Below are 11,859 nucleotides of genomic sequence, written 5' to 3'. Positions count from 1 at the left end.
ATGGGGGTCGCGAGGATCGAACTCGCCTTAGGCGAATTATGAGTTCGCTGCATTCACCAGATTGCTAGACCCCCGGGTCGCCACAGGATTACCACAGGCCGCGCACCGGCTGAGCCGAAGCCTCCACCGGGATCAGCACCTCCAGGCTCTCGTCCGGCTGCGCCTGCTCCGCCGCGAGGCTGCCGCTGAAACCACTGGAGATATCGACCGTGCGCCAGGGAATCGGTGCGCTCTGTTGCTCCAGCAACACCTGGTAGGTGTTCTGCAGCGCCGATCCATCCCAGATGATCGTCTGGTCGGGGAAACCCAGGCCCATCAGGCGATTGCCTTCCGGTCCGGCCATGGCAATTCCAAGCAGATCGGTGACCTGATGGATCAGATCGACGCCACGGGCGTAGGGCGCGGTCCAGGTGTAGAAGCGGTTCACCACCAGAGCGTCGGTGGTCTGCACCGGGGCGCAGCGACTCACCTCCACCGGGGCCGCCGGCTCAACGGCAGCCACCGGCGCCAGGCCTGACGGCGCCTCCAGCGTGGTGGTGCAGACCACCGTGTTGGCCCGGGCCGCCGTTGCCAGCACAGCGCCCAGGGGAAGCAGGGCCAGGGAGGTGAAAAACCGGGCCACGAATCACAGATGGCTAGACGCAAACTAGGCACAGAACGCTGCCCGCACCAGCCCTGATGAGCACCCCATCCACCGGCCTTCCTGAGGCGCGCGATCAACTGCTCAGCCGCCTCGCCCTGGAGGCCTACCGCCACGGCCAGTTCACGCTCGCCTCTGGCCGCAGCAGTGCCCATTACGTGAACTGCAAGCCGGTGGCTCTGAGCGGCAGCGGCCTCGCCCTGCTTGGCCCCACTCTGCTCGACCTGGTGGACGCCGATGCCGTCGCCGTCAGCGGACTCACCCTCGGAGCCGATCCGCTGGTGAGCTGCGTGGCCATGGCCGCGGCCCAGCAGGGGCGCGATCTCGACGCCCTGATCGTGCGCAAGGAGGCCAAGGGCCATGGCACCGGTGCCTGGCTGGAGGGGCCCCTGCCAGGAGCCGGCGCCAGGGTGACCGTGCTCGAAGACGTGGTCACCACCGGCGGCTCCTCGATCAAGGCCGTGACCCAGCTGCGAGAGGCGGGCTATCAGGTGAGCCGGGTGGTGACGATCGTCGACCGGGAGGAAGGGGGCGCCGCCGCCATGACCGCCGCCGAACTGGAGTTGGTGAGCCTGTTTCGACTCAGCGAGGTGGCAGCCCGCGCCCAGGAGCTGGCGGCATGACGGCACCAACCACTGACGCATTGCTCTGGGATGCCACCTTTCCCCTGCTGCGCCTGCAGGGCGATGGCTCCCGCGACTTCCTGCATGGGCAGACCAGTGCCGACCTGCAACAGGCCGCCCACCATGCCCTGATCCGCAGCTGCTGGTTGACGGCCACCGGACGGGTGCAGGCGTTGCTGGAGGTGCGACTCGATGACGAGGGCGCCGATGTGCTGGTGCTGAGCGGAGACGCGGCAGCGCTGGCCAGCGGCTTTGATCGGGTGATCTTCCCGGCCGATCGGGTGCGCCTGTTGCCGCTAGCGCAGCAACGACGGCTTCAGCGCCTGCAGGCCCCAGGCGTCGATCGCCCCTGGTGTGACGACGTGCTCTGGTGCGACGACAGTTCCGTTCCGGCGGCATGGGAGGCGCTGCCGAGGGCCGAGGCCAGCGCCCTGGAAGCCTGGCGGCTGCGGGTTGGTTTGCCAGGCCACCCCGCCGAACTCAACGGAGACACCAATCCGCTGGAGCTGGGGCTGGGCGACTGGTTGAGCCTGAGCAAGGGTTGCTACCTGGGGCAGGAAACCATCGCCAAGCTGACGGCACGCGATGGCGTCAAACAGAAACTGCGCCACTGGCAGCTGGTCGATGCCCCCATCGGCTTGACGATCGAACCGGGAACCCCCCTGCGTCTCAACAACGAACGGGCTGGCGTGATCACCTCAGCACTGCACACCCCAGGCGGCTGGCAAGGGCTGGCCCTGGTGCGTCGAGCCGCCCTGGAGGCTCCGCAGCTGCAGCTGGGCGGCGAGGGGCTCACGCTTCAGATCTCGCCACCAACGGGGTTCCGCGATCTGGCGGAATCGTCCTGAGTCATCAGGCTGTCTTGCTCTGACAGCCATTGCGCCACAGCCCAGGTGGCCAGGTTGTCGTCGTGGTTGTAGGCAAAGATCCAGCGCAACGCCTGCACGTGGCCGCGGTCCTGGCGACCGGAGCCCCGCCACTGCCGCCACCAGAGCAGGGCCCGCGCCCCGTCCACCCCCGGCTGCCGCCAGCGGAATCCCCGCCAGGCCGCCACCGTTTTGAGGCCATAGCTGTTCAGAGGCAGGCGCCAGTGGCGGCGCACCCGTTCATGCACATCCACCAGCCGCGCCCGGATGGCGGCCTGCCCCGCCTCGCCCACCCCCTGGCGCTGGGCCATCCGCCTCAAGGCCAGGGATTCGGTTTCGCCGTAATGGAGCACGGGCCAGTCGCCGTAGCGATCGAGCAGGCGCTCGAGCCGCCGCCAGCAGGGCCGCTCCCCCTGCTCCTGGAGCGTCAGCAGCGGGTGATAGCGCGCCTGCTCCAGTGCCCAGCCACCGGCGGGATCGCGGGGAAGCCGCAGAAAACCATGCAGAAAGTCATCGCGGGCATCCGGATCTGATTCGATGTCGTAGAGCAGCACTCCGGGGGCGTGGGTCAGCTCCGGCAACGCGGGCCGGGGATCGAGATGTTCCACCCGTCCATCCCGCTGGGCCCGGGCCTGGGCCACGAGGGGTTCGGCCATCGCTCCGTGCTGCTCACCGAAGCGCTCCAAGCGTGCCGCGAGCTGCTTCGGGTCAGCAGCCGCCAGATCGGCGAGCCCGGCGAACCCGAGCTCTTGCAGCATCTCCCGACGCTTGGCACCGATGCCGCTCACCTCGCTGAGGTGCCCCTGCTCTGCCGCCTCCCGATTGCAGACGCCACGCCAGCTACACAGCGTGCATTTGCGCCGATCCGCCGCCAGGGGCGGCAAGGCGTCCCGCTGCAGATCCTGCGCCAGCTTGCGGAGGGCCTCATCCAACTGACTCTGCAGGCCATGGCTGAGGGGCAGACGCTCGGCCTCCAGGCGGCGCCCGGCGCCGGCCACCGCCAACGCCTCCGGGACGGCCGCTGCTTGAAGAGGAGCCAGTAGCCGCCCGGCCAGGGCCAGAGGCAATCGATGCTCGCGGGTCAGGCGACGCCCCTGGCGCGCCAACACCGGCCGGTAGGCGAAACCGCCCCAGCGACTCTGGCCCGGCACCCGCTGCAGTAGGGCCGGGTGGCACTCGAGCACCCAGCCCTGCGGCCCCTGACCGCGCAGGCGCACCCCCACCACAGAGGCCGCGCCCGCTTCCATCGCCCGCAGACCGTGGCGTGGCTTCTCCGGAAGCAGGGCCACGAAACAGCGCTGCTGATCATCGAGCTGGAGGGTGCGATGGGCCGTATAACGACGGTCAACGGGATCGCCGTACCGATCGAGCCAGGCGCGACGCCGGCAGCGCAACCAGCTGCGCAGCAGGCGATCACTCAGCACCCGCCCTTCGGGCTTGTCAGCAGCAGGGGTGTCACCCATGAAACGACGTTACGGCGGCCAGCTGCTAGATCCCTGTTCAGAGACTCCCTGTCACCAGCAGCCCATGGCCTCCGCTCCCCTGCCTCTGGCTGCTGCTCCGATCAAGTTCGGCACCGATGGCTGGCGCGGCATCCTCGGCGTGGACATCACCGTGGAGCGCCTGTTGCCAGTGGCGGCCGCTTCAGCCCAGGAGCTGGCTGCTCGGGCGCCCGACGGCTTGCGCAGCCGCACCGTGGTGATCGGCTACGACCGCCGCTTTCTCGCCCCTGAGCTGGCGGCGGCGATCGCCGCCGCCGTCCGTGGCTGCGGCCTTGAGCCCCTGCTCACCGACACCGCCGTTCCCACGCCGGCCTGCAGCTGGGCGGTGGTCCAGCGCCAGGCCCTCGGCGCCCTGGTGATCACCGCCAGCCACAACCCGCCCGAGTGGCTGGGGCTGAAAATCAAAGGTCCGTTCGGCGGCTCCGTGGAAGGGGATTTCACGGCGGCCGTGGAACAGCGTCTGCGCGCCGGTGGCATCACCCCACCCGTTGGAGGGGAGACCCCCCGATTCGACGGGAGAGGCGAGCATCTCGATGGGCTGCGCCGCAAGCTGGATCTGCCCGCCCTCTGTCGCGGCCTGGAGGCGATGAATCTGCGCGTGATCGTGGATCCGATGCATGGCTCGGCGGCAGGCTGCGTGGCCGAACTACTCGGCGATGGGGTCGGCGATCACCAGCTGGTGCAGGAAATCCGCAGTCAGCGCGATCCCCTCTTCGGAGGTCACCCACCCGAACCACTCGCTCCCTACCTGGGCGATCTGATCGCCGCGGTGAAGGGAGCAGCCGCAGAGGGCCAGCACGCAGTTGGCCTGGTCTTCGATGGCGATGGTGATCGCATCGCCGCCGTGGATGAACAGGGGCGGTTCTGCAGCACCCAGCAGCTGATGCCGTTGCTCATTGACCACCTGGCCCGAGCCCGACAACTCCCCGGCTCCGTGGTGAAAACCGTGAGTGGTTCCGATCTGATGCGGCTGGTGGCGGAAGACCTGGGCCGCGAGGTGCTTGAACTGCCCGTGGGTTTCAAATACATCGCCGCCGAGATGCTGGCTGGCGAGGTGCTGATCGGTGGAGAGGAGTCCGGAGGCGTGGGCTTCGGCATGCATCTTCCTGAGCGGGACGCCCTGTTTGCAGCCTTGCTGGTGCTGGAAGCCCTGGTGGAAGGCGGCCAACCCCTAGGCGCGAGGATCCACGCCCTGCAGCAGCGCTGTGGCGGCGCCAGCCACTACGACCGGCTCGATCTGCGCCTGGCCGACATGGGCTGCCGCCGGCGCCTGGAGACCCTGCTGGCAGAACAGCCGCCGGAGGAGGTGGCGGGAGCCCCTGTTCAAGAGGTGATCCGCACCGATGGTGTGAAGCTGCGACTGGGGCCCAGTCACTGGTTGATGCTGCGCTTCTCGGGCACCGAACCGTTGCTGCGCCTTTATTGCGAAGGCCCAGACGAAGCACGGGTGGCCGAGGTGCTCGCTTGGGCCCGCGCCGTTGCGACGTCGGTTTGATCACGATGAGCCAGCGCACCTTGGTGATCGCCAGCGGCAACGCCGGCAAGCTCCGCGAATTTGCCCGTCTGCTGGACGCCCTGCCCGTCACGATCGAGGCCCAGCCTGAGGATCTCGAGGTGGAAGAGACCGGCACCACATTTGCTGCCAATGCCCGTCTCAAAGCCTGCGCCGTGGCAGCCGCCACGGGCCACTGGGCTCTCGCCGACGATTCCGGCCTGGCGGTGGAAGCCCTCGGAGGTGCTCCCGGCGTCTACTCGGCCCGCTACGCCCCCAGCGACCCGGAACGGATTGAGCGTCTCCTCAACGCCCTTGAATCCCGGTCCGATCGAGCCGCACACTTCAGTGCCGCCCTTTGCATTGCCGCACCCGATGGTCGCGTTCTGGCCGAAGTGGAAGGTCGCTGTCCCGGACGCATCACCACAGCCCCCCGCGGCGACCAAGGGTTCGGCTACGACCCGATCTTTGAAGTCGCCAGCACCGGATTGACCTTTGCCGAGATGAGCCTCGAGGAGAAGAGATGTCACGGACATCGCGGCCGGGCCTTCGCCCTCTTGGAGCCCCAGCTGCAGCAACTTCTCCAGCAGGGTTGAGATCTGCAGGGAGCATCGCAGCGTGTTCTCTGTCACGAAGCCCTGACAGACCCACCCTGTACGGTGAACCCTGTCGCTGACGAGGTCTATGGCCATTGCCATGACCACGGGTTACAGCGCACAGACCGAAGGCGCACGTCTCTGCATCGATGCCGCCTCCGACTGGGCCTTGACTTGTGTTGAACAACTTCCCCACCAGAACCACCACGTTCTGATCGATTACGGCGCTGCCGATGGCGGTACCGCCGTTGGCCTCTGGAATCAGGTGCTCGATCACCTCCACACCCAGCAGCCGAACGCCCACCTGACGCTGATCGGAAACGATCTACCCAGCAATGACAACATTGCTCTGGCGGCGAATCTGGCCCTCCAGATCCCCAGGCCACCGAAGCCCACCGTGCTGGTGAGTGCGCGCAGCTTCTACGAGCCCTCGGTGGCTCCAAACAGCGTGAGCTTCGGTTTCTCAGCTACCGCCATGCATTGGCTGAGCGAATCCCCAGGCCCACTGCACAACCACACCCATGTGCTCGCGTCTGGTGATGCCGACGCAATGCAGCGCTTCACCGCCCAGGCGCTGAAGGACTGGACAGCGATTCTCGAGCTGCGCAGCCGCGAACTGCAACCGGGAGGCAGGCTGCTGACGGTGAACCTCTCCCGCGATTCAGAGGGCCGCTATCTGGGCCACAACGGTGGCGAAACGCGCAACGTCCACGATGAACTGCACCGCATCTGGCGGGGCCTCGCCGATGAGGAGGTGATCAGCGAGGAGCAGTACCGCAACGGCACGATCCTGAACTTCTACAAGTCGCCCGAGGAATTCATGGCGCCGCTGAAGGATGCCAGCTCGGCCCCTTACCGCAACGGCCTGCGCCTGGTGGATGAACGCACCGTCCACGTGCGCTGCCCCTACAGACAGCGCTGGAACACTGACGGCGACACCGCCGCCTTCGCCACCGGCCTGATGGCCACGATCCGCAGCTGGAGCCGGCACAGCTTCGCCAACGCCGCTGGTGACGCAGCGGCCGACGCGGTGTATCAGCGCCTGGAACAGCGCATTGCCGAAGCCCCGAGCGACTGGAGCCTGGATTACGTCGAGCACCACCAAATGATGGAGAAGCTGGCCTGATGAGCACATCGAGCATCGCCACACCCACCGCGACTGCGGTGTCGGTGTTGGCTGAGCACGTCTCCGACCATCTCTCGGTGTTTGTGGTGGCCGAAGACACCACCACCGGTCGGCCAGCCAACGGTGGCCTGCGCCTTCTCAATTACCCCTCAGACGAAGCCTGCATCGCCGATGGCGAGCGCCTCGCGGGCCTGATGACCCACAAACATGATTTGTATGGCACCGGTTTCGCCGGCGGCAAGATCGTGGCCCGCGCCGCGGAACCTGCAGCGGTCAAAGAGGAACTGATCAGCGTGACCGCAGCGCTGCTCGACTCTCTGGATGGTTCGATGATCACCGGCTGTGATCTCAACACCAGCCTGGAAGACATGGAGCGTCTGACGGAGTTGACGCCCCATGTGCTCGCCGCCGTCGGCAGCCCTGTGGATGCCAGTGCCGCCACGGCCCATGGAACCCTGGGGGCGGTCGAAGCGGTGCTGGGTGAGGGATTAGACGATGCCAGACCCGGCCGCGCGCTGGTGCACGGCTGCGGCGCCGTCGGTGGCACCGTCGCCCGGGTGCTGGTCGCCCATGGCTGGACCGTGTTCACCGTTGACGTGGACCGGGAGCGAGCCAGTTTTGCTGGCGCCACACCGCTACCGCTCGACTGTCCCTGGTGGGAGCTGACGCTTGATCTGCTACTTCCCTGCTCGATTTCCGGACTGATCAACGTGGAGATGGCCTCGGCCCTGCCCGTAAAGGCGATCGTGCCGGCGGCCAACGCTCCCTTTCAGCAGCCCCAACTGGCGGATGACCTGCGCCGCCGCGGCGTGCGGGTGCTGCCGGATCCGCTGGTGAATGCAGGCGCCGTGATTGCCGATTCGATCGAGCGTTTCGCTCCCGAGGCCTGGAAATCGGCCACAGCCGATGAGGTGTATCGCTTTGTGCGCGATGCAGTGCGGCAACGGGCCACCAAGTTCCTGGCCCAACGCGGTGATGGACTCACCGTTGACGCTGCCCTCGAGCGGGTCACGGCCGGTTGCGGCGTTGACCCCATCGGCCTCAGTTTCGGAGAGGCAGCATGACCATCACCGCGCTCCCCGAGCGCGCTGCCGTTGTGATCGTGGGCGGCGGCATGGCTGGCCTCAGCTGCGCAGCCGCCCTGGCCCGCCAGGGCGTGGGCGATGTGGTGCTGCTGGAGGCGCGAACACTGGCCCATGCGGGGGCCAGCAGCTTCGGTGAATCGCGCATGTATCGGGAAATGTATTCCGATCCCGTGCTCTGCCGCCTGGCGCAGGAAGCCAACCGGCTCTGGCGCGAGGAGGAACGCCACGCTGGCGAAGCGCTGCGTGAACCCCATGGCCTTCTGTTTTATGGCGAAAGCTGGGAGGAGGAGACGATCGAGGGTTCGATCCCCGGCGCCCAACGGGTGATGGACGATCAAGGCATTCCCTATGAAGCGTTGAACGCGGAGGAGATCGCCGCCCGCTTCCCGCTCCGACCGCAACCCAACTTCACCGGCCTGTTTGAACCGACCGCCGGGGCCGTGCGCAGCGACAAGGTGGTGGCCCACTGGATCCGCACCGCCCGCGCTGCCGGCCATCAACTGGTTGAACACTGCCCGGTGGCCAGCATCGATGCCCAGGGTGGAGGCGTGACCCTGGAGAACGGCAGCCACATCAGCGCTGATCAGGTGGTGGTGGCCTGTGGCATCTGGAGCCAGTTACTGCTCACTCCCCTCGGTCTCGCCCCGAAGCTGGAGGTGTGGCCCATGCTCTGGGCGCACTACACCGTGGATCCGGGCCTTGCCGACCGCTATCCGCAATGGTTCTGCTTCCAACGGGAACGGGGCGATGACGGCGGCCTGTATTACGGCTTCCCGGTATTGAGCACCACCGCCGATGGTCGACCCCGAATCAAGGCGGGCATCGACTGGGCTCCCGAAGCACTGCGGGTGCAGGACCCCAACGCGATGACCCGGGAGGCACCGACTCGACTTCTGGAACTGCTCGACACCTTCCTGTTCGAAGCACTCGAGGGCGTGCAGGAGCGGGTGGAGACCGTGATCAGCCCTTACTCCATGGCCAGCGATGTGAATTTCGTGCTCGACCGACTCACCCCCAGCCTCAGTCTGTTCGCGGGCGGCTCCGGACAGGCCTTCAAGTTTGCGCCTCTGATCGGTGAGTCGCTCGCCCGACTCGCGTCGGGCCGCGCACCGGCGGTGGATCTCACCTGCTGGAGCCACCAGCGGGATGCCGTTCGCGCCTGACTCCGTGACGTCATCTCCCAACGTTCCGCGCCCCTGGTGGCGCCAGCCCCCACTCTGGATCGGGGCCCTTCCACTGGTGCTCTTTCTGATCCTGGCGGCGGCCGACCTGGCGGTCGCCAGAGCATTCACCGAGTCGGGTAAAGCGTTCAGCAGTGCCCTGCTGGGCAGCCTCTGGCAGTGGATGGCCTTGGTGCTGTTTCTGATCGCCGTGGGGCTCGCGATCAGTCCGATCGGCCGCCTGCGCCTGGGCGGCGTTGACGCCAAGCCGAGCCTGAAATTCTTCGACTGGTGTGCCGTTCTGATCTGCACCCTGTTGGCCGGCGGTGGCGTGTTCTGGTCGGCGGCCGAACCCCTGTTCCATTTCCAGACGCCGGCGCCCTATTTCGCAGGCATCAAAGGATCCACGGCAGCGGCCGTGGATCCAGCCCTGGCCGTGAGTTTTCTGCACTGGGGGTTTCTGGCCTGGGCGCTCGTGGCGACCACGGTCACCATCACCCTCTCGATTCGCGAGCGTCGCGGCGAACCGCTGCGGCCCCGATCGCTGCTGGTGGGGCTGGTGCCAAGGGCCTGGGTCGAGGGCGGCATGGGGGATCTGGCCGATGGGGTGTCGGTGGTGGCGGCGATCGCCGGCACCGTGGGCCCCCTCGGCTTCCTCTCCCTGCAACTGAGCCATGCGGCCGGTCAGCTGCCTGGGCTGCAAGACAGCGCCAGCCTGCAATCGCTGGTGGTGGTGCTGCTGACCGCAATTTTCGCCAGCTCCACGGTGAGCGGCATTCAGCGCGGGATCAAATGGCTCTCGGAACTGAACGTGTGGCTCACCCTGGCGATGGCCGCGGGACTGCTGCTGCTGGGGCCGGGCCTGTGGCTGATGCGCCACTTCCTCACCGCCTTCGGCACCTACCTGCTCAACCTGCCCCAGATGGCCCTGGCGGCCAACAGCCGCTCCGACAACTGGGTGAATGGCTGGACCGTCTTCTACTGGGGCTGGTTTCTCGGTTACGCGCCCCTGATGGGCCTGTTCACCGCCGGCGTCAGCCGCGGCCGCAGCGTGCGGGAGTTGGTGCTGGCCGTGGCCATCCTCTGCCCCATCGTCACCAATCTCTGGTTCACCCTGCTGGGGGGCACCGGCATGGCCCTGGAGCTGAACAACAGCGGCAGTATCAGCGGCCCGCTCAGCGACAACGGGGCGGCGGCGGCCCTGCTGGCGATCCTGGGTCAGCTGCCCCTGGCCTGGTTGCTGATTCCGGTGGGCCTGGTGCTGGTGGTGCTGTTCATGGCCACCAGCGCCGACTCGATGAGTTATGCCGCCGCCATGGTGGTGAGTGGTCAACGTACCCCACCAGCGCTGCTGCGGCTCTTCTGGGCCCTGATGATCGGCAGCCTCACTCTGGTGTTGCTGCGCATCGGCAGCGGCCTGGGCGACAGCACTTCGATCGATGCCCTGCAGGCCTTCATCGTGATCACAGCCGTCCCCGTGACACCCCTGGTGCTCACCAGTCTCTGGAGCGCCCCACGCCTGGCCTGGAAGGAATGGCGCCAACAGGAGGCTTCACCGTCTTGAGGCCGCCAAAGCCAACAGCACACCCATCAGGGCCAGAGCGCCATAAATCGGCAACAGCAGCGGCGGCTCACCCTGGGCCGCCCGTTGCAGCATCCAACCCGACACGAGGGTCATCACCGCCCCGCTGAACGTACCGGCGGTGTTCACCATCGCCACGACCATTGCGGTCCGCCCCACCGGCGCGGCCGTCTCCGCCATCGGGAAAGCGAGCACACAAGGGCCGAGACCAAGACCGAACAAAGCACCAGCCATCAAGCGCTGCCAGGCAATGTCAGCCCCTTGCACCAGCCAACCCAGCGCCAGCGCTGTGAGCAACGCCCCGCACAGCAGCAGAGTGCGGCGCCGGTGAGGCACACCCCCCAGAGCACCGGCCAGCACCATGCCGGCCACCAGCCCAAGTGAAAGCAGCAGGGTGACGTTGAGCATCAACGTCTCGCCCCAGTGCTGCAGCTGAGAGAGAAGGCCGTATTGCCCGAGCCCAAACAGCAGCCCACCGGCCCAGGCATACACCGCCGCCGCATGCGCCACCTTGCGGCGGGCACGGGAGGTCCATCGATCTGGAGTAACCAGACGATCTGGAGCAGGCTGCGACGACAACGCCGCAAGCGCAGCGGCTGGGGCCATGGCTATGCGCTGCTGCAGGCAGGCCAGGGGCACAAGCACCAGGGCGATCAGGCCGATCGCCTGCAGCAACACCTGTTGGCGCCACCCCAGGCCGCCGAACAGCAACGGCATCAGCACGGCCACGACCGCACCGAACCCCAACAAACTATCGGTGGCTCCCATAGCGAGAGCAAACCGTTGAGGAGGTAGGCAACGTCGCGCCAGCAGACCGGAGGCCGGGAAGGCCACCGCGCAGCTCAATCCGAGCCCGAAGCGGTGCCACAGCAAGGCGTTCCAGCTCTCCGCACGAGCGAAACCGATGCTGCAGGCGGCTGCGGTGAAGGCGCCCAGCAGCAGCAGCCGCTCCACCGACCAACGATCGAGCAGCCAGCCCACGGGAATCTGCACCAGGCTGTAGGGCAGCAGAAAAGCCCCGCCAATTGCAGCCAGCTGGGCGGGCGTGAGACTCAAGGCCTGCCCAAGCGAGCGGTCGTAGGTCTGAAAGCTGGTTTCCGCCCAGATCATCCAGGCCACAAACACCAAACTCACCCACCAGAGCAAACGGGCGCGAAGCGGAGCGCGCATGGTGTTCAGCAGTCGAA

The 11,859-nt window shown here is 67.1% G+C and carries 11 protein-coding genes and 1 tRNA gene; 8 read left to right on the top strand and 4 right to left on the bottom strand.

Translation table 11 applies throughout. The features are described from left to right. Nucleotide 1: 1 nt before the first annotated feature. Nucleotides 2-74 (bottom strand) — tRNA-Ile (locus tag SynWH8101_RS13950). Between the two features lie 14 nt (nt 75-88). Next, nucleotides 89-622, bottom strand: a complete 534-nt coding sequence (locus SynWH8101_RS01515) for an occludin/ELL family protein (protein ID WP_130128290.1) — start codon at nt 620-622, stop codon at nt 89-91. Between the two features lie 56 nt (nt 623-678). Here SynWH8101_RS01515 and pyrE point away from each other — a divergent pair, with 56 nt between their 5' ends. After that, nucleotides 679-1,263, top strand: coding sequence for an orotate phosphoribosyltransferase (pyrE, locus tag SynWH8101_RS01510; protein WP_130128289.1), 585 nt, complete (start codon nt 679-681; stop codon nt 1,261-1,263). Beyond that, nucleotides 1,260-2,111 carry a folate-binding protein YgfZ gene (locus SynWH8101_RS01505; protein WP_130128288.1) on the top strand — a complete coding sequence of 284 codons (852 nt, stop codon included), beginning with the start codon at nt 1,260-1,262 and terminating at the stop codon, nt 2,109-2,111. The genes pyrE and SynWH8101_RS01505 overlap by 4 nt, the downstream gene beginning before the upstream one ends. Here the strand turns inward: SynWH8101_RS01505 and SynWH8101_RS01500 are convergent. Further along, nucleotides 2,063-3,592, bottom strand: a complete 1,530-nt coding sequence (locus tag SynWH8101_RS01500) for a TM0106 family RecB-like putative nuclease (protein ID WP_130128287.1) — start codon at nt 3,590-3,592, stop codon at nt 2,063-2,065. The genes SynWH8101_RS01505 and SynWH8101_RS01500 overlap by 49 nt on opposite strands. A gap of 64 nt (nt 3,593-3,656) precedes the next feature. On the opposite strand from SynWH8101_RS01500, the gene SynWH8101_RS01495 reads away from it, so the two are divergent. From SynWH8101_RS01495 to SynWH8101_RS01470, 6 genes are all read left to right on the top strand, one after another. After that, nucleotides 3,657-5,126 (top strand): phosphoglucomutase/phosphomannomutase family protein, encoded by a 1,470-nt coding sequence (locus SynWH8101_RS01495; RefSeq protein ID WP_130128286.1) that lies wholly within the window; start codon nt 3,657-3,659, stop codon nt 5,124-5,126. Between the two features lie 5 nt (nt 5,127-5,131). Further along, nucleotides 5,132-5,719, top strand: a complete 588-nt coding sequence (gene rdgB, locus SynWH8101_RS01490) for an RdgB/HAM1 family non-canonical purine NTP pyrophosphatase (RefSeq protein WP_130128285.1) — start codon at nt 5,132-5,134, stop codon at nt 5,717-5,719. Nucleotides 5,720-5,807: 88 nt separating this feature from the next. Next, nucleotides 5,808-6,845, top strand: a complete 1,038-nt coding sequence (locus SynWH8101_RS01485) for an SAM-dependent methyltransferase (protein ID WP_130128284.1) — start codon at nt 5,808-5,810, stop codon at nt 6,843-6,845. Then, entirely contained in the window at nt 6,845-7,909 is a 1,065-nt protein-coding gene (locus tag SynWH8101_RS01480) for a Glu/Leu/Phe/Val dehydrogenase dimerization domain-containing protein (RefSeq protein WP_130128283.1), read from the top strand. The genes SynWH8101_RS01485 and SynWH8101_RS01480 overlap by 1 nt, the downstream gene beginning before the upstream one ends. After that, nucleotides 7,906-9,093, top strand: a complete 1,188-nt coding sequence (locus SynWH8101_RS01475) for an FAD-dependent oxidoreductase (protein WP_130128282.1) — start codon at nt 7,906-7,908, stop codon at nt 9,091-9,093. Before SynWH8101_RS01480 ends, SynWH8101_RS01475 begins: the two co-directional genes overlap by 4 nt. After that, complete coding sequence (locus SynWH8101_RS01470) at nt 9,077-10,654, top strand: BCCT family transporter (RefSeq protein WP_130128281.1); 1,578 nt, start codon at nt 9,077-9,079, stop codon at nt 10,652-10,654. Before SynWH8101_RS01475 ends, SynWH8101_RS01470 begins: the two co-directional genes overlap by 17 nt. On the opposite strand, the gene SynWH8101_RS01465 is transcribed toward SynWH8101_RS01470, so the two are convergent. After that, on the bottom strand, nt 10,643-11,842 hold the full coding sequence (locus tag SynWH8101_RS01465; RefSeq protein WP_130128280.1) for an MFS transporter: 1,200 nt from the start codon (nt 11,840-11,842) through the stop codon (nt 10,643-10,645). The genes SynWH8101_RS01470 and SynWH8101_RS01465 overlap by 12 nt on opposite strands. Nucleotides 11,843-11,859: the final 17 nt, after the last annotated feature.

The sequence above is a fragment of the Synechococcus sp. WH 8101 genome (genome assembly GCF_004209775.1).
Lineage (GTDB): Bacteria > Cyanobacteriota > Cyanobacteriia > PCC-6307 > Cyanobiaceae > Synechococcus_C.
This window is presented reverse-complemented; position numbering and strand designations above follow the sequence as displayed.

What these genes read in the sequence shown, in the direction of transcription:
- pyrE (WP_130128289.1), top strand. Translation starts at nt 679, where the DNA reads ATGAGCACCCCATCCACCGGCCTTCCTGAGGCGCGCGATCAACTGCTC.
- SynWH8101_RS01505 (WP_130128288.1), top strand. Translation starts at nt 1,260, where the DNA reads ATGACGGCACCAACCACTGACGCATTGCTCTGGGATGCCACCTTTCCC.
- SynWH8101_RS01500 (WP_130128287.1), bottom strand. Translation starts at nt 3,592, where the DNA reads ATGGGTGACACCCCTGCTGCTGACAAGCCCGAAGGGCGGGTGCTGAGT.
- SynWH8101_RS01495 (WP_130128286.1), top strand. Translation starts at nt 3,657, where the DNA reads ATGGCCTCCGCTCCCCTGCCTCTGGCTGCTGCTCCGATCAAGTTCGGC.
- rdgB (WP_130128285.1), top strand. Translation starts at nt 5,132, where the DNA reads ATGAGCCAGCGCACCTTGGTGATCGCCAGCGGCAACGCCGGCAAGCTC.
- SynWH8101_RS01485 (WP_130128284.1), top strand. Translation starts at nt 5,808, where the DNA reads ATGGCCATTGCCATGACCACGGGTTACAGCGCACAGACCGAAGGCGCA.
- SynWH8101_RS01480 (WP_130128283.1), top strand. Translation starts at nt 6,845, where the DNA reads ATGAGCACATCGAGCATCGCCACACCCACCGCGACTGCGGTGTCGGTG.
- SynWH8101_RS01475 (WP_130128282.1), top strand. Translation starts at nt 7,906, where the DNA reads ATGACCATCACCGCGCTCCCCGAGCGCGCTGCCGTTGTGATCGTGGGC.
- SynWH8101_RS01470 (WP_130128281.1), top strand. Translation starts at nt 9,077, where the DNA reads ATGCCGTTCGCGCCTGACTCCGTGACGTCATCTCCCAACGTTCCGCGC.
- SynWH8101_RS01465 (WP_130128280.1), bottom strand. Translation starts at nt 11,842, where the DNA reads ATGCGCGCTCCGCTTCGCGCCCGTTTGCTCTGGTGGGTGAGTTTGGTG.